We start from the raw sequence: 15,869 nt of genomic DNA, 5'->3' as shown, positions 1-15,869 counted from the left end.
CCCCATGGCACAGACCACCACATGCCCCGACGCTCTGGCCGCCTACGTGGCCGCCCGCGTCGCCGATGCCCCGGCACTCACCCCGAGTCAGCGCGACCGCCTCACCGCCCTCCTGCGCCCCGTACCGCAGGCGGTGGCCGCATGACCCAGACACGACAAAGCCACCCCGAACTGGCACCCGGAGCGGCCTCGAAGTCGATCACCACCGACACCAGCACCCTACCGGACCCCGAGGTCATGTTGAACGGCGTCCACGTCGTCATGGTGGCGTGGAAGGTGGCCGGTGAAGTCCGATACCGTCGCCGCTTTTTCGTCAACCTGAGCGCCGCACAGCGTGCAATGGACAAGGCCGTGGAACGTGGACAGGCCACGTCCCTCACCCTTTGCCAGCTGGCGACCGCCACCGGCACCGGGTGGACCAATAGGCCGGTGAAGCAGTGACCACCACACCGGACGCACCGCGCCCCTACGGCGGGGACTATGACCTGCTGATCCTGGCCGACCCGGACGCCCGCGCCATCTACCTGACCGGACTCGAGGACGGGGACCGCATGGGATACGCCCGCGCCCTGGCAACCCTCACCCCGTGCGAACACACGCACCCCGCCATCGCCACCAGCGTGGCCGCCATGTTCCCCCAGTGGGACGGAGCGGAGGCAGCACACCGCCGGTCCGTGGCCCAGTTCCATGCCGAGCACCGGCAGGGGGTAGACGCATGACGCATACCTACGTCATCCCCCCGCCCGTAGACGCCGACGAGCCCGTCGACCTAAACGGCGCCTATGCCTCGGAGGACGTGCGCCCGTCATGGGAGCCACTGGACCTGACTGACTACGTGAACGGCACCGTGACGCCCATCGTCCCCACCGTCATGGCCCGTACGGACGGCGTGTGCCTGGGATACCCCGGGCACGTGCACTCTCTGGCCGGTGAATCCGAGTCCGGGAAGTCCATGCTCGCTCTCACCGTCGTAGCCGACGAGCTCAAGGCCGGACACCCCGTCCTGTTCATCGACTACGAATCCGACCCCGGCACGATCGTGGACCGGCTGCGGAAGATGGGCACCACCGCCGAACAGATCCGCCACGGGCTGGACTACCTGAACCCTGACACCGACCCCTACGCGGGCCCCCCGGAGGAACGCCACGCATGGGCCGCCCTGCTGTCCCGCCCCTACCGGCTGGCCGTCATCGACGGCGTGACCGAAGCATTCGCCGTGTCTGGTGTCTCCAGCATCGACAACGACGAGGTGACCCGGTGGGGCCGGCAAGTGCCCCGCACCATCGCCGCACGCACCGGGGCCGCCGTGTTCGTCATCGACCACGTGACCAAATCAACCGAGGGCCGCGGCCGGTACGCCATCGGGGCACAGGCAAAAATATCCTACCTCACCGGCGCCGCGTACACCGTGGAACCCCTCGCGCCCCTGGGAGCGGGCATGTCCGGCAAGCTCGCCCTACGGGTCGGGAAAGACCGTCCCGGGCAGGTCCGCCCCCACGGCGGCACCTGGAGGAAGTCAGACCGCACACAGGCCGTCGCCGTCGCCCTCATCGACTCAACCAACCCCACCCGCATCCAGTACACCCTGGAGCCCCCCGCCCGGGAACTGGACCCGGAACAGGAACAGGCCGACCGGGAACAGGACCTCCTGCGCCGCGTCTCCGAATGGGTCCGAGACCGCCCGGAACCGTCCAGCGGCAAGCAGGTACGCCAAGGGGTAGCGGGCAACGCCACCGCCATCGGGGAAGCCCTCAAGACCCTGGAGGCACAGGGGTACATCACCACCTCGCCGGGGTCGCATAACGCCACCCTTCACCACCACGTGAAGCCCTATCCGAGTGGTTCCGGTGGATGAATGGCGCGTCCTGTTCCACCGGCCCACCTATGGAGATGGTGGGCCGGGAACAGGACGACCGACTACCTGCTCCAGTTGCTCCAGAACAGGACAGAACAGGACGGAACAGGACGACGACATGACCCCCAAGAAACCCGCCCACACCGAACGGAAAGCCATGACGTTCTGGTCCGTGTTCGAGGCCAAGCACGGACTACGCCAGCCCGAAGCAGGACGCCGCACACGGCCGCCCATGGCCGACGCCAACGGCACCCCCGCCGAACCCCTCCCGACCACCACCCCCGAGGACTGACCCATGGGCAAGCGCCGCCCCAAGATCACCACCCCTCCACCGACCGCCTACACGGCCCACGACCTCGACCACCCGGCCCGGCAATTGGTGACCCGTGGGCTCGCCTCCAGCGCCATCCTGGAGAGTCCCCGAACCCCCCGAAAAGAGCGAACCCCTTACGTAGTAACGACCCCCCTCCCGAGGCGCCCGTCTCGTGACCACTGAGACTCACGGCTGCGCATAGAGCCATGACCACCACAACGACCACCATCACCGACGAGACCACCGTTACTGCTTGCAAGCCGTGGTGCACCGCGGCCGGCCGCCCCGACAACCGCTGCGCCACCGACTGCTGCGGCAGTGAAGTCGAGTACGTGGAGCTCTGCCGGCACCACGACAGGGGCGACTGGGGAACCGCGAAGGCCGAGGCAACCGTGGAACTGATCCACGACCATGACGAGGAAGTGACCACCATCGACCTGGTGGTCCCGGAACTGAACACCACCCTGTCCCTGGCAGAGGCCCGCCAGATGCACGAGCACCTGGGCAAGCTGCTAGCCCTCGCTAAGGCCGCCTGACCAGAGCGGAAGCTACGGTAGAGCTATGGAACCCAAAATGCCACGTCGCACGGAACCAAGGCTGTATGTCAACTACTACGGTGACGACGGCGAACAGTGGGACAGCGATGAAGCAAACCACATCCCGTCCGTCGGTTCATTCATCATGAACGAAGGCGGTCAGACCTACCGCGTTGACGAGGTGTGGGACCTACAGCACAAGCATGGCGCGCACCCATGGGGACACCACGTGTTCCTGACGGCGATCGACGTCATGGAAACGCGCCTCGGCCGGTCCGAGCCGAGCTACTACAGGTCCAGGAACGACTGACCCTCTGCGCCCCACGGACAGCGCGACGGCCCCTCACCATCACAGGTGAGGGGCCGTCGTCATGTGTGACCACTGGGAGGCGGAGGGCCGCCCTCCGCTGCATGGGGGATGAGTAGAGGGCGGCCGCGCCGCGGGACTCAGCACCGCGGCAGGCCCGGCAGGCGACTTAGGGGGACGCGCCGCCGGACCACTCGAGGCTACCAACCGTCGATATGCAAAGCGACTTTGACAAGGGCGGATGCCCCGTGTCGGCCGACCCCATGGGGCGGATCGCATCGTCTGATTTCATGGACGGCGCTGGTGTCTGCCGCCCACGGCTTTCACTCAACCGAGGCCACGCAAGACACCACCGCATACTCACCCGTGGAAGTGTTCTCCACGACCACCTCACCGTCCACGCTGATCCGGCACAGGATCCCATTCGCACCCTGCGTGACCTGAGCATTCATGGACAGGACCTCACCAGCGTTCATGCGGTACGTGACGCCCTCCGTGCCTCCCTTATTCTTCCAGGGCAGCTTGTACTGCCCCTGCTCCGTGCCGTCGCCGGTGCCGATGGTGATCCGCCCCAACGCCGGCAGGTTCGGGAGGGAGGGGGTGCCCTCACGGTCGACGGCGTCGACTTCCACGACCACATCCCGCGGGGACAGCGCTGCAGCGAGGCGGGAGGCCTCCGCTGACCGTGAAGCTTCCTCCGCCGCCGGGTCACCGCATCCGGCCAGTAGAAGACCAGTGGCCAGTATGGGCACGACATACCGACGTCGCATGATGTTCCCTCCGAGGTAGTAAGCGTGTAGTCCACAGGGTGACACAACAACGTCCCTTGTCAAAGGATGGATGCCACGTGATTGCTACTCATTCCACGCGCCCCTGGATCGGATCCTCCATGATCTTCAGATTCTTCGTGTACACGATGTACTCGGAGTGCAGCGGCACATCAGTGGTCCATTCAGGCAGGCGCTCCGGGTCCACTTTGGCCAGCAGCCGCTATGGCGGTACGTAGGTCGTCCACACTTTTCCCTGCCTCAGGCCACCGCTGTACAGCGGGCCTATCTCAGTGGCGAACTGCCAGGCCAGGGGCCGGGCGTCGGTCCACGACCAGTTAGCTCGGAACTCCGGCAGGGCGCCGCGGAATAACTGGATGGGCCAGGGCGGGTGGGAAGCCGGTTCGCCACATTCCGTGTAGCCCATGCGCATGAACAGGTCGAACCATCGCGCCTCGGGCAGGCACAGTAGCGGATAGCTGGGACGGACGTAGAGCCACCCCAAGATCGGGCGTAGCTGGTCATCGGGCAGCCCACCCACCAGTGCGTCCAACTCAGAGATGAAAGACGGACCCTCAAACCGTCCCGCCCATTCCGCCCCGGCCATCAGCGCCTCCCCAGTCCATAGCGCCGGTTCCTGGGTATACACGGTCAGCGCTGTGTCTACGCGCTTACGGTCGAAATGTGCGGCGAACTCACTGGCGATTCTGAGTGTCATGGTCCCAGCATGGTCAGGCCAGGGCACCGGGCATGTCCGCGGTCCCAGACCTAGGCCACGCCTGCACGCTTGCAGGCTGTGCCGGTTCCGAGGGCCTTCTCCCTAGAGCCCCTCGGAACCGGGCAGAGCTTGGCCAATCGGCACCCACTTTGTGACTGCCTGCCCATGTCCGTGACTGGCCGAAACGCGGATCTCAGTACCCTTCCATTCCGACTCGGCCACAAGGCTCCGCAAGGGACGAATCGCATCAAGCACAGCCTTACCTTCGGTGTAAACGTCACAGGCGTCGCCAGGTTCGAGCCGATCCTTAGTTTTCGGCAGGCCATTCAAGACCGGCAGCGCCATTGATCGTTGTTTCCGAGTCACCCCAGCTCTTTGGCGCATCCTCAGTTGGAGGTCCACGCTATGAACAGTCGTCCCAGTTGAGCGGCTCCGGTTTGTGACTGTCACGAAAAGCCAATGGATCGCCACGCCGTCCTCTGATTTACCGGCGCGGGAGGGAAGGATCAGGGGCCAGATTACTTTCACGTCGACGTGCACACGGTCCCAATAGCGGAACAGCAGCGTGAGCACGATTGACGCGACCGACAGCACCAGCGCCCACACCGCAGGATCCTGCCACCCATCCGTGAGTAACTGAACGCGGATCGGGTCAGGAAGAGTCGCCATGCCAGAAGGCTAAGACACTGCCGCGAGGGGAGAAGTGCAGACCACGCGGACCCGCATGCGCGGGACTGGCCTTGCTTTGGTCCCCCACACCACAACTTCTCCCCGAACCCCGGCAACCATCATTCGGAGTAGCACCTATGGCTCGCCCCCGAATCGGGGACGAGCTGAGGTGGACCTGATCGCGTGGCCTTTGCGAACAGTGCCCCGGCGGTACGGGACCGAACGTTGCTATGTCTAAACCGCGCCTCATTGAGTACGTCGTGAGGCAGGAACACGGAGCGTAAGCCGCTCAGGCCGCCACGGGAGGGGATACCGCCCGGGGCAGGCTCAGAGGCTCACAGGGAGCGTGAGGGGCCGCTTGTATCGGCCCGGTGGTCAGAACACGATCAGCGAGAACACGGCCGCCCACCCGGTCAGTGCGAGGACGCCGAAGGCGGCCAGAATGATCCGGCCGCGCTGTGTGCTGGCCCAGGCTGGAATGCGGCGCGCCATGTGCTCGGGCATCGGTCCCACGGCGGCCCGAATCCATGCCGCCCGGAAGGCCTCTACGCGCCGCCGGAGACCCCGGGTCATGACCCCTCCCCAACGGTGTGCTTCCGGACCTGTTCATCAGATCCACCCACGGCCACCGTGTCGTAGAGGCGGGCCTCCACCTCTGTGCCAGGCGCGGCGGTGGTGTTGTCGGCACTGCAGTCCGTCCCCGTGGGATACCACTTCAAGGTCATGACCTGTTCCCCAGCCCGGACCGTGATCCCGCCTCCGGAAACCTGCTGGACCAGTGCCACCCGCTCCTGATGGGTGAGCATCCGATCCTCATCATCGAAGTTTCGCACCGCCTGAGACGTGCACGTGGTCTTGGGTGCCTTGCGTTCGATCGTGATCGTTCCGGGCCGGGCCGCCTCCGGCATCAGGTTGGCCGTGCCGAGCCCGGACCCCCAATGGACGGCGCCACCGATGGAGCCCAGGACCACGGCGCCCATCACCCCGGCGCCAATGGTCATAGCCCCCCGGCGGGCCTGCTCAGGGCTGGCAGTAGCCTTGCCCCCAACCCACCGCACGGCCCCAATGGTCACCCCGATAGCTACTAGTACGATCGCGGCGCCCAGGAAGGTGGCAGCTATCCCGTTCAGGGCATCGAGGCCCCACGGGTCAATGTTGTCCAGCATGGTCATTCGTCCTGTCTGCGTCGGTGGATAGGTTCAGCGCGTCCCGGGCCGGTTGTTCAATGGCAAGAGAGCGGAGCGAGTGCGGCAGCCCGTCGCGCTCGGCCTCATCGCGCAACGCGGCGCGTTCGGCGGCGGTGAGCTTTGCGTCCCACGCCTTGCTGATCGCTTCCGCACCGGCTAACCAGCCCTGGTAGTGCGCTTCCGTCAGGGCGTCACTGATCCGCCGGTCCTGCCCCTTCATGGCGTCCGCCCGTGCCTCCTGGACGCTCTGGTCCACGGCGCCCATGACGGTGGTCAGGTGCTGGTGCGCTTCCTCCACGTACCGATCCGCCCGGGCTTGGACCTGAACCAGCCGGGCCTCTAGGCGGGCGCACTCGGCACGGGAGGCAGCCAGTTCGCCGCGGACCCGGGCTAGTTCCCCGGCCTCACGCTCGGCACGTTGGCGGGCACGGTAGGCCGCTTTCCGGCACCGGTCTGAGCAGTAAATCCGGCTGGACCGTTCGGCCGTGAGTGCCCTCAGGCACCACCGGCACCGCAGTTCTGGCCGCTGGTCCGGAGCCTTTTCGCGGGGCCGGCGCGGCGTCGTCGGTGTCTTAGCGTCCCGCATTTGTGTCCCCCAAACCGTCACGGAATGTCCGGCAGTGCACCTTGGTGCCAGACGTGTGGTGATTGATATGCGGTTCAGGGGCAGGACCTATGTCCTGGCCCTGAGAGGCGGTGAAGCGGATGAGCAGAACGAGCCGGCGGGCGGTGGTCCATCGGGCGCGGACGGTGCTGTGCGGCATGTGGTGGTCACGGGCGTAGGCGACCGTTTCTAGGTGGCCGTGGCGCTGTTCGTGCTCGATCAGCGGCAGCGCGTTCCGGTAGGGCGCCGGGGTGGGGCTGGTGCTCGCCAGATCGGTCAGGACGGTCAGCACGTCCACCGGGCCCCGGTCAGCGTGCCGGCGGGCGGCGCGGATGGTCTCGGCTGATTCGCGGACCTCACGGACCCGTGACCGTGCCTGTGCATCGGTCAGGCTCATGGTGCGAGCCGCGGCGGGCACGTTGCCGTCATGGTGCAGAGCGATCCGGAACACCGTGTGCAGCACGTCGAGGTTCAGGCCGGTCTGTTCGTAGGCGGCACAGAGCCACCGGAGCAGACATGCGGCTTCGTCTCGGTCAGCGAACGTCTCCGTGAAGTCCCCGTCACGGGGACCGTCGTAGGTCACCTGATCAAGGTCTGTAGCGTCGAGGTCCACCGTCGTTTCACGGCGGGACCGCTGGCGGGCCAGGTCAATCGCTCGGCGTCGAATCACCGTGGCGACCATCCCGTCACTGTTCCGGGAAGGATCGAGGTCGACCCTCTGAAGGGACAGCCAAGCGTCCTGAAGAATGTCGTCCACATCGGTGAGAGGGAGGCCCAAGGATCGGGCAGCGTTGACCGCTGCGCCTCGGAAGGCCTCTAGTCCGTGGTCGAGGGTTTCCGTGCTCATGACGCCACCCCCGTGAGGATCGAGGGGGAGTAGAGCACCGCGAACAGGGCAACAGCCCCGAGAAGCGCACGGGCGCCGCTAAGGGCCCTGTACACGCGGTCTGTTCCAGCGGCAGGGAAATGGGTAGGATCAGGCATTGCAGTCACTCTCTAGAAGTGGTTGCCACGCCCCGGGATGTTGACGCATCGCCGGGGCTTATCTATGCCATGAAAGCTATATGGGTATCAATCCCCTAACGCGGTGTTCTGCGCCCGTGGAGGGGTCTCCGAACTGACGAACATCACCCTGACCGAGGAGAACGTCCGTGACCTCGTGGAACGGATGCTGAAGTCCTCCGGCCGCCGCCTGGACCTGTCCTCGCCGTTCGTGGACGCGGCACTGCCGGACGGGTCACGACTGCACGTGGTCATCCCGGACATCACCCGACGACACTGGTCGGTCAACATCCGCAAGTTCGTGGTCCGCGCACACCACCTCGAGGACCTGGTGCGCTCCGGGTCCCTGAGCGCCGAGGCAGCTCGCTATCTGGACGCCAGCGTCGATGCCGGACTCAACATCCTCGTCTCCGGCGCGACCCAGGCCGGCAAGACCACCCTGCTGAACTGCCTGTCCGCCTCCATCGGCAGTCGTGAACGAGTCGTCACCGTGGAGGAGATCTTCGAGCTCAAGCTGCCCCTGCGCGACGTGGTGCAGATGCAGTGCCGCCAGCCGAACCTCGAGGGCAACGGGGAGATCCCGTTGCGCCGCCTGGTCAAGGAAGCCCTGCGCATGCGCCCGGACCGGTTGATCGTCGGTGAGGTACGCGAGGCGGAAAGCCTGGACATGCTCGTGGCCCTGAATAGTGGACTGCCGGGGATGTGCACGATCCACGCGAACAGTGCCTCTGATGCGCTGACCAAGATCTGCACGCTACCCCTGATGGCCGGAGAGAACATCTCACGGAACTTCGTGGTTCCCACGGTGGCCTCCTGTTTCGACCTCGTGGTGCATTGCACCCGGGACCGGCACGGGCGGCGGTACGTGGAGGAGATCCTCGCCGTCGGTTCGCGGGTGGAGGACGGCATTATCGAGTCCTCCACGGTCTTCCATCGGGTCGACGGTCAGCTCGTGCTCAACCCCTCGGCCATGCTGGAGAACGGCAAGCTCAAGGCCCACGGATATGACGCTCGCACCGTGGTCGGGGTCGGCTGATGGCACTGCTACTGGGCCTGACACTGGGCGCTGGCCTCTTCCTGGTGTGGTGGTCCCTCTGGCCGCGGGAGGCCCGGCGAGAGGTCTCCGCGCCCCGCGACAGCAGGCTGCGGCAGCTGCTCGCCCGGGCCGGTGTGGAGCAGGTGGGCCCGGCCGGTGTCGTGGCGGCCACGGTCGGCAGCGCGCTCGTCGCCCTGCTGGTGGTCTTCCTCATCACCAGGACGGTGAGCATCGCCCTGTGCTTTGCCCTCTTCGGCGCCCTGGTGCCCTGGGTTGCCCTGCGTTGGCAGGCCCGCAAGCGGCAGACCCTGTTGCGGGACGTCTGGCCGGACGCCGTGGACCACCTCCGCTCGGCGATCCGGGCCGGGCTGACACTGCCCGAGGCCCTCATCCAGCTGGGGGAGAAGGGGCCGGAGGAACTGCAACCGGCCTTCCGGGAGTTCTCCCGGGACTACCGCTCCGGCCAGCGGTTCACCGACGCGCTGGACAACCTCAAGTTCAGGATGGCGGACCCGGTGGCCGACCGCCTCGTCGCCGCCCTGCGACTGACCCGCGACGTCGGTGGCGCTGACATCGGCAACCTGCTGTCCACCCTCGCGGAATTCCTGCGCGAGGATGCCCGGACCCGCAGCGAGTTGGAGTCCCGCCAGTCCTGGACCGTCAACGCAGCCCGACTGGCCGTTGCGGCCCCCTGGGTAGTCCTGTTGCTGCTGGGCACCCAACCGGAGGCCGTCCGTGCCTACCAATCCCTGAGCGGGGTCCTGGTCCTGGTCAGTGGTCTCCTGGTCTCGGTGGTGTGCTATCAGCTGATGCTGCGGATCGGCGCCCTTCCGAACGAGAGAAGGGTGCTCTAGATGACCACGCTGATGACGGCAGGGATCCTCGGACTGGTCCTGGGCGCCGGCCTGGCACTCGTGGTGGTGGCCGTGCCCTGGGGCTGGCAACCCTCCCTGGTCCGGCGGGTGTCGCCACAACTGCGCAACCAGGCACCCGCCTCGTCCCTCTTGCGCGAACACCAGAAGGTCTCTCCGTGGGGAGCATTGGGACGGATCCTGCAACCCGTGCTGGCCGAGGGCGTCCGCCAGCTGGGTAGGTTCAACCTGGGCCAGCAGGCCCTGGAGCGCAAGCTCCAGGCCTCCGGCTCCGAGCTCTCGGTCCAGGACTATCGGGCCCAGCAGCTCATCACCGCGGCCGCGGGAGCGGCAGTGGGGATGACGACCTGTGTGGCACTGGCCATCAACGGCGGCCTCCATCCCGTCGTGGGTGTCGTGATCGTGGGGGCCCTGGCCGTGGTCGGTTTCTTCCTGCGCGACAACCTGCTGACCAGCCAGGTCAAGCGTCGTCGCGCCCGCATCCTCAGTGAGTTCCCGTCCATCGCCGAACTCTTCGCCATGTCCGTCAGCGCGGGCGACAGCGCCCCCGGTGCCCTGGAGCGGGTGGCCACCTCGGCACGCGGAGCGCTGGCCGAGGAATTCGGCACGGTCCTGGCCGACATGCGTGCGGGGGCCTCCATCCACACCGCGCTGAAGGCGTGTGCCCGCCGCGTCCAACTGGCACCCGTGGATCGCTTCATCGAGGGGATCCTCGTGGCGCTGGAACGGGGCACGCCGCTGGCGGACGTCCTCCGGGCCCAGGCCAAGGACGTCCGGGAACTCTCCAAGCGCGAACTGCTGGAATCGGCCGGGCGCAAGGAGATCGGCATGATGACGCCGCTCGTCTTCGGCATCCTGCCGCTGACCGTGGTCTTCGCGATCTTCCCGGGGATCTCGATCATGAACCTCGGCTTCTGAGAACGCCATCCGACCGACCTCGAACACCACCCACCCACCGAACCCATGAAGGGGGACACCATGCAGCACCACCAGGACACCACCGGTCTCACGCACCGCGCGCTCGCGGCACTGAGGGCCTTTCTCGCCGGGGCCCGCACCGACGAACGGGGTGACGTACCCGGTTGGGTGATGATCACCCTGATGTCGGCGCTGCTCGTCGCGGGCCTGCTGGCCATCGCGGGACCGGCGCTGACCGACCTCTTCAACCAGGCCATCAGCCAGGTCTCCACCAACTGACAGTGGGCGAGTCAGAGCGCGGCTCGGCGGTCGCCGAGTCCGTGATGGTGATGGCCCTGCTGGCCGTCCTCTTCGCCGCCATCCTGCAGTTCGGACTGATCATCCACGTGCGCAACACGCTCATCGACGCCGCCAGTGCCGGTGCGCGCTATGGCGCGCTGGGGGACCGGACACCCACCGACGGCGCCGCACGGACCCGGGAGCTGCTCACCGGCTCGATCCCGGGCGGGGCCGAGGCGGAGGTCACCGCCGGGCTGGTCGACGGAGCGGACAGCACCATGGTGCGGGTCACCGTCCGCACGCAGATGCCGATGGTGGGGTTCCTCACCGGCCCGGTCCGTCTGGAGGCGGACGGTCATGCCTTCCGTTACTGAGCGCCGGCTGAAGGTCGACCGGGTCGATCCGTCTGGGGAGGACGGCTCGGCCACCGTGGAGTTCGTCCTGCTGGCCGCACTGTTGCTGATCCCCGTCGTCTACTTCCTGCTGCTGACCAGCCAGATCCAGTCGGCGGCCTATGCCTCGGTGGCCGCCGCGGACCAGGCGGCCAAGGCCATGGTGGCAGCACCCGACGAGGCGGAGGCAGCCCAGCGCGCCGACCGCGTCGTCGCCCTGACCCTGGCGGACTACGGTCTGGCCCCGGCCACGCATCGGGCCAGCATCTCGTGCACATCGACCCCCTGCCTGGAACCGGGGTCCTCGGTGGCCGTGGAGGTCGCCGTCCGGGTTCCGGTTCCGCTGCTGCCCCAGGGCCTGGGATGGGACGCGGCCGTCGCCACCGTCACCAGCAGCTCCCAGCAACCGGTTCCGAGGTTCGGATGAGACGGATGGGCGTAGCCGACAGGAGGACCTTCGCGGGCCGGGACCCGAGCAGGTCGGCCGTGGCGGCAGAGCACGGACAGACCACGGTGCTCGTCGTGGGGTTGACCGCGGTCTGCCTGCTCCTGGCCACGGTGATCCTGGCGGTCACGGCCGTGAACATCGAGGCCCGCCGGCTGCTCTCGGCGGCCGACGGCGCCACGATGGCGGCCGCCGACAGCTACCGGATCGATGCGGAGCAGGACAACGCACCGGTGCTCACCCGCGAGCAGGCGAGCGCCGCGGTCACCCAGTACCTGTCCGCTGCGGGGGCCCATAAGCGGTTCGACGGGCTGACCGTCCAGAGCGTGTCCGTCACCGACGGTGGCCGCACGGTGGAGGTCGTGCTCACCGCCACCGCGCACCCACCGATCGTGAACTGGGTCGTTCCCAGCGGCGTCGGCGTGGCCGCCACGAGTTCCTCCCGCACCTCACTGACCCGTTGAGGCCGTGATGGCAGGAGCCTCGTTGCGGGATCACGGCCGCACGCCGGCGATGAGCTTCCGGGCCGAGGCCATCTGGGCCGAGGTGCACGTGCCCCCGTAGCCCACGGTCCAGGTGGTCCCGCCGGACGTGAACGCGCGCCGGGCTCCCATGGCATCGGCCATGCAGTCCGCCATGTGCTCCACGCCGCTATCCCGGCCGTTCGGGTAGATCTGGCCCATCCGGGAGTTCAGGGCGACATTGTCGTAGCGGTAGGCGCGGTACTGCAGGATGTGCGCGCACTCGTGCAGCTGGACCGCCCGGGCGGGAACGGAGTCGGGGTCCAGGTCGTGACCGAGGCCGATCAGCTCCGCCACGTCGTAGGTGGACGGCCACTGCGGGTACCCACTGACCTCAAACTGCGCCCAGGCGTTGGAGCCGTCCACGGTCTTGGCCATCGGGATGTCCCAGCACCAGAGCGCCATGTTGTTCGCGGCGCGGTGGTTGTAGGTGGTGGGCTCCGGGTACGGGACCCGGGTGGTCCCGGGCTTGCCCCGAGAGAGGAAGTCCGAGTTGACCCAGCCCACGGTGCTCCCAGCCCGGACCCGGGTCATCGAGCCCTGCTCGCCCAGTCGCACGATCCCACTCTGGGGTGCCAGGTTCCGCACCGGGCTGGTGCGCGGGTTGGCGGTGGTGTGCAGGGGCGTGAGCACCGTCGTCCACCGGTCGGCGGCGGACGTCGGCAGGGTGCCCTCCCCGACCAGGTCGAAGGAGTAGAGGAACTTGGCGGCCTCACCCCGGGTCACCGGGCGGGTCGGACGGAAGGATCGGTCCGTGTAGCCGGAGATCATCCCGGTGGACTGCAACCAGGCCGCCGCCGTGAAGAACCCGGATTGCGGCGACATGTCCGAATACGGTGAGTACGCCGTCGTGCGGTAGGTCTTGCCGGACATCCGGTAGAGGAAGGACGACAGCTCGCCGCGGGAGATGTTCCTGTTCCGGTTGAAGGTGCCGTCCGCGTACCCAGCGCCGTACCCCTTCTCCTTCATCCAGGACACCGCCGTGAAGTATGCGCCCCCGACGGGAACATCGAGGAAGTCGACCGTGGTGCCGGGGTCGTGGCGCTCGCCGGAGAGCCGGTAGAGGAACATCGCCGTCTCCCCGCGGGACAGCTGCTTGCTCAACCCGAAGGTCCCATTGGCGTAGCCGGCGGTCAGCTCCTGGCAGGCCATCCAGTTCACGTACCGGTAGTACGAGTGGCTCGGGGGAATGTCCCGGAAGTCACGGACGGCACACGCGTTCATCCGGCCCGACCGGGTCTCGGGCGCCACGGGCGCCTCGGGCAGCTTCTCCAGCCCGTCCACGTCGACGCCGTCGACCGAAATTGGCACCGGCTCGGAGGTCACCGACTCGGTCACGACCGAGGCCTGCGACGGCGGGACCGGCGTCGGCGTGGCGACTGCGGAACCGGTGGGCGTCAGGACCAGGGTCAGGGCGGCGAGTGCCGAGAGGAGCTTCACGGCTCTCATTCTGCTGTCTCTCCACGTCAGGGAGGGGGATGCTACCCAATCGTGACCTCTCGGCCGGTCTCTCGGTCGCCCCGCGGGGCCGTGCCGTCCACACTGCGACCGTTAGAGTGCGGCCATGGACATCGAGGGCAAGCCCACGCCGGATCTGGTCCGGCTCCTGCGCTGGGAGGACTCCGGCGGCGGGTGGCGGGTGGTCGCCGTCGGGAGCGGGTCGCTGACCCTGTCCCTGGTGACCTGTGACGGTGGGGAGGAGATGGGGGTCCTGACCTCCACCGAGTCCTCGGTGCTCGATCACGTGGGGGAGCGGATGCGGTATCCCTGAGCCCGCCCCACATCGCGGTAGGCTGGACCACACCATGGCTGAGACTGACTACACCGCTGAAATCAAGGAGCTGCGCTCCACCCTGTCGCAAATCGAGCAGGTGTCGGACGTCGCCCAGATCGAGGCGGACATCGCCGAACTGGAGAAGCAGGCGTCCGCCCCGGACCTCTGGGACGATCCCGAGGCCGCGCAGAAGGTCACCTCCAAGCTCTCACACCGCCAGTCCGAGCTCGAGCGCATCAAACGGCTCGCCTCGCGGATCGAGGACATGGAGATCATGGTCGAACTCGCCGCCGAGGAGGACGACGACGCCGCCCGGGCGGACACCGCCCGCGAGCTGGAGTCCATCCGCAAGGCCATGGACGACCTGGAGATCGTCACCCTGCTCTCCGGTGAGTACGACGAACGCGACGCGGTGGTCACCATCCGCGCCGGTGCCGGGGGCGTGGACGCGGCCGACTTCGCCGAGATCCTGATGCGCATGTACCTGCGCTGGGCCGAGCAGCGCGGTTGGCCCACCAAGGTCATGGACACCTCGTACGCGGAGGAGGCCGGGCTGAAGTCCGCCACCTTCGAGGTCAACGCCCCCTACGCCTTCGGCACCCTGTCCGTCGAGGCCGGCACCCACCGCCTCGTGCGCATCAGCCCCTTCGACAACCAGGGCCGCCGCCAGACCTCCTTCGCCGCCGTCGAGGTCATCCCGCTCATCGAGTCCGACGACTCGATCGAGATCCCCGAGTCCGAACTGAAGATCGACGTCTACCGCTCCTCGGGGCCCGGGGGCCAGTCCGTGAACACCACGGACTCCGCCGTGCGCATGACGCACCTGCCCACCGGGATCGTGGTGTCCATGCAGAACGAGAAGTCCCAGATCCAGAACCGCGCCGCCGCCCTGCGCGTGATGCAGTCCCGCCTGCTGCTGGTGCGCAAGGCCGAGGAGGACGCGAAGAAGAAGGAGATGGCCGGAGACGTCAAGGCCTCCTGGGGCGACCAGATGCGCTCCTACGTCCTCAACCCGTACCAGATGGTCAAGGACCTTCGGACCAACCACGAGGAGGGCAACCCGGCCTCCGTCTTCGACGGTCACATCGACGGGTTCATCGACGCCGGGATCCGCTGGCGCGCCAACGCGCGCCACGAGGAGGACTGAGCGCCGGAACCGCCCGGGTGTGACACCAACCGGACGTGGACCCGCACCACGGCGGATCGGTGCCAGACTGGGGCCATGGACGCCTCACTGCCCCCCGTCTCCGAACGCATCGTCACCGCCGAGCGCACCGTGCGCGCGCCGGCCGAGGTCCTCTTCGAGCTGATCGCCGACCCGGCCCGGCAGCCCGAGTGGGACGGCAATGACAACCTCGCCCACTCCGGACCCGACCAGCGGGTCCGGGCGGTCGGCGACGTGTTCGTCACGGACCTGACCAACGGACAGTCCCGCGAGAACCACGTCGTGGAGTTCGAGGAGGGCCGGCGCATCGCCTGGCTGCCCGCCCCGGCCGGTGAACAGCCCCGGGGCCACCGCTGGCGCTGGGACCTCGAGCCGACCGATGAGGGCACCACCCTGGTGCGCCACACCTACGACTGGACGCAGTTGAGTGACGAGACCCGGTTCCCGCGTGCGCTGGCCACCACCCGCTCGTCCCTGATGGCCTCGGTGGACCGGCTCGCCGCACTGGC

At 67.6% G+C, this 15,869-nt stretch carries 24 protein-coding genes and 1 pseudogene; 17 read left to right on the top strand and 8 right to left on the bottom strand.

The window, feature by feature from the left end:
• Window positions 1–4: 4 nt before the first annotated feature.
• The 7 genes from Q0283_RS16915 (at window position 5) to Q0283_RS16885 (ending at window position 3,014) form a co-directional block, all read left to right on the top strand.
• On the top strand, window positions 5–145 hold the full coding sequence (locus Q0283_RS16915; protein ID WP_298045765.1) for a hypothetical protein: 141 nt from the start codon (window positions 5–7) through the stop codon (window positions 143–145).
• Window positions 142–441: a hypothetical protein gene (locus Q0283_RS16910; RefSeq protein ID WP_298045763.1), complete on the top strand. Its 300-nt coding sequence runs from the start codon at window positions 142–144 to the stop codon at window positions 439–441. The genes Q0283_RS16915 and Q0283_RS16910 overlap by 4 nt, the downstream gene beginning before the upstream one ends.
• Window positions 438–719, top strand: a complete 282-nt coding sequence (locus tag Q0283_RS16905) for a hypothetical protein (protein WP_298045761.1) — start codon at window positions 438–440, stop codon at window positions 717–719. The genes Q0283_RS16910 and Q0283_RS16905 overlap by 4 nt, the downstream gene beginning before the upstream one ends.
• Window positions 716–1,855, top strand: coding sequence for an AAA family ATPase (locus Q0283_RS16900; RefSeq protein ID WP_298045760.1), 1,140 nt, complete (start codon window positions 716–718; stop codon window positions 1,853–1,855). Before Q0283_RS16905 ends, Q0283_RS16900 begins: the two co-directional genes overlap by 4 nt.
• Window positions 1,856–1,973: 118 nt before the next feature.
• The gene (locus tag Q0283_RS16895; protein ID WP_298045759.1) at window positions 1,974–2,147 is read left to right on the top strand and encodes a hypothetical protein; all 174 of its coding nucleotides are present in this window, start codon (window positions 1,974–1,976) and stop codon (window positions 2,145–2,147) included.
• A 227-nt stretch (window positions 2,148–2,374) separates the two neighbouring features.
• The gene (locus Q0283_RS16890; protein WP_298045758.1) at window positions 2,375–2,704 is read left to right on the top strand and encodes a hypothetical protein; all 330 of its coding nucleotides are present in this window, start codon (window positions 2,375–2,377) and stop codon (window positions 2,702–2,704) included.
• Between the two features lie 25 nt (window positions 2,705–2,729).
• Window positions 2,730–3,014 (top strand): hypothetical protein, encoded by a 285-nt coding sequence (locus Q0283_RS16885; protein WP_298045757.1) that lies wholly within the window; start codon window positions 2,730–2,732, stop codon window positions 3,012–3,014.
• Window positions 3,015–3,334: 320 nt separating this feature from the next.
• On the opposite strand, the gene Q0283_RS16880 is transcribed toward Q0283_RS16885, so the two are convergent.
• From Q0283_RS16880 to Q0283_RS16850, 7 genes are all read right to left on the bottom strand, one after another.
• Window positions 3,335–3,643, bottom strand: a complete 309-nt coding sequence (locus tag Q0283_RS16880; protein WP_298045756.1) for a hypothetical protein — start codon at window positions 3,641–3,643, stop codon at window positions 3,335–3,337.
• A 358-nt stretch (window positions 3,644–4,001) separates the two neighbouring features.
• Complete coding sequence (locus Q0283_RS16875; protein WP_298045755.1) at window positions 4,002–4,496, bottom strand: hypothetical protein; 495 nt, start codon at window positions 4,494–4,496, stop codon at window positions 4,002–4,004.
• Window positions 4,497–4,598: 102 nt separating this feature from the next.
• Window positions 4,599–5,165 carry a hypothetical protein gene (locus Q0283_RS16870; protein WP_298045754.1) on the bottom strand — a complete coding sequence of 189 codons (567 nt, stop codon included), beginning with the start codon at window positions 5,163–5,165 and terminating at the stop codon, window positions 4,599–4,601.
• 375 nt (window positions 5,166–5,540) lie between these two features.
• The gene (locus Q0283_RS16865; RefSeq protein ID WP_298045753.1) at window positions 5,541–5,669 is read right to left on the bottom strand and encodes a hypothetical protein; all 129 of its coding nucleotides are present in this window, start codon (window positions 5,667–5,669) and stop codon (window positions 5,541–5,543) included.
• A gap of 65 nt (window positions 5,670–5,734) precedes the next feature.
• A complete protein-coding gene (locus Q0283_RS16860) occupies window positions 5,735–6,337 on the bottom strand; it encodes a hypothetical protein (protein ID WP_298045752.1) in 603 nt (200 codons plus the stop codon).
• Window positions 6,315–6,650 carry a hypothetical protein gene (locus Q0283_RS16855; protein WP_298045751.1) on the bottom strand — a complete coding sequence of 112 codons (336 nt, stop codon included), beginning with the start codon at window positions 6,648–6,650 and terminating at the stop codon, window positions 6,315–6,317. Before Q0283_RS16855 ends, Q0283_RS16860 begins: the two co-directional genes overlap by 23 nt.
• A 274-nt stretch (window positions 6,651–6,924) precedes the next feature.
• The gene (locus tag Q0283_RS16850) at window positions 6,925–7,803 is read right to left on the bottom strand and encodes a sigma factor (RefSeq protein ID WP_298045750.1); all 879 of its coding nucleotides are present in this window, start codon (window positions 7,801–7,803) and stop codon (window positions 6,925–6,927) included.
• A gap of 228 nt (window positions 7,804–8,031) precedes the next feature.
• On the opposite strand from Q0283_RS16850, the pseudogene Q0283_RS16845 reads away from it, so the two are divergent.
• The 7 genes and pseudogenes from Q0283_RS16845 to Q0283_RS16815 all read left to right on the top strand — a co-directional run.
• A pseudogene (locus Q0283_RS16845) lies at window positions 8,032–8,994 on the top strand (ATPase, T2SS/T4P/T4SS family); the annotation flags it as partial.
• The gene (locus tag Q0283_RS16840) at window positions 8,994–9,848 is read left to right on the top strand and encodes a type II secretion system F family protein (protein ID WP_183524419.1); all 855 of its coding nucleotides are present in this window, start codon (window positions 8,994–8,996) and stop codon (window positions 9,846–9,848) included. The pseudogene Q0283_RS16845 and the gene Q0283_RS16840, both read left to right, overlap by 1 nt.
• The gene (locus tag Q0283_RS16835; protein WP_183524422.1) at window positions 9,849–10,784 is read left to right on the top strand and encodes a type II secretion system F family protein; all 936 of its coding nucleotides are present in this window, start codon (window positions 9,849–9,851) and stop codon (window positions 10,782–10,784) included.
• 60 nt (window positions 10,785–10,844) lie between these two features.
• Window positions 10,845–11,063: a hypothetical protein gene (locus Q0283_RS16830; RefSeq protein WP_255459401.1), complete on the top strand. Its 219-nt coding sequence runs from the start codon at window positions 10,845–10,847 to the stop codon at window positions 11,061–11,063.
• 2 nt (window positions 11,064–11,065) lie between these two features.
• A complete protein-coding gene (locus Q0283_RS16825; protein ID WP_183524428.1) occupies window positions 11,066–11,437 on the top strand; it encodes a TadE family protein in 372 nt (123 codons plus the stop codon).
• Complete coding sequence (locus tag Q0283_RS16820) at window positions 11,421–11,882, top strand: hypothetical protein (RefSeq protein WP_298045749.1); 462 nt, start codon at window positions 11,421–11,423, stop codon at window positions 11,880–11,882. The genes Q0283_RS16825 and Q0283_RS16820 overlap by 17 nt, the downstream gene beginning before the upstream one ends.
• Window positions 11,883–11,887: 5 nt before the next feature.
• On the top strand, window positions 11,888–12,364 hold the full coding sequence (locus Q0283_RS16815; RefSeq protein WP_298045747.1) for a hypothetical protein: 477 nt from the start codon (window positions 11,888–11,890) through the stop codon (window positions 12,362–12,364).
• A 30-nt stretch (window positions 12,365–12,394) separates the two neighbouring features.
• Here the strand turns inward: Q0283_RS16815 and Q0283_RS16810 are convergent, their stop codons facing one another.
• Entirely contained in the window at window positions 12,395–13,861 is a 1,467-nt protein-coding gene (locus Q0283_RS16810; RefSeq protein ID WP_298045746.1) for an S-layer homology domain-containing protein, read from the bottom strand.
• A gap of 124 nt (window positions 13,862–13,985) precedes the next feature.
• On the opposite strand from Q0283_RS16810, the gene Q0283_RS16805 reads away from it, so the two are divergent.
• The 3 genes from Q0283_RS16805 to Q0283_RS16795 form a co-directional block, all read left to right on the top strand.
• Window positions 13,986–14,192, top strand: coding sequence for a hypothetical protein (locus Q0283_RS16805; protein ID WP_298045745.1), 207 nt, complete (start codon window positions 13,986–13,988; stop codon window positions 14,190–14,192).
• A 34-nt stretch (window positions 14,193–14,226) separates the two neighbouring features.
• Window positions 14,227–15,342 carry a peptide chain release factor 2 gene (prfB, locus tag Q0283_RS16800; protein ID WP_183524443.1) on the top strand — a complete coding sequence of 372 codons (1,116 nt, stop codon included), beginning with the start codon at window positions 14,227–14,229 and terminating at the stop codon, window positions 15,340–15,342.
• 75 nt (window positions 15,343–15,417) lie between these two features.
• The coding region (locus tag Q0283_RS16795; protein WP_298045744.1) for an SRPBCC family protein at window positions 15,418–15,869 on the top strand (452 nt) is incomplete at its 3' end.

It is taken from the genome of uncultured Citricoccus sp., assembly GCF_937871995.1.
Classification (GTDB): domain Bacteria; phylum Actinomycetota; class Actinomycetes; order Actinomycetales; family Micrococcaceae; genus Citricoccus.
Note: the sequence above shows the minus strand (reverse complement) of the source record. Positions and strands in the feature narration are given on the sequence as shown.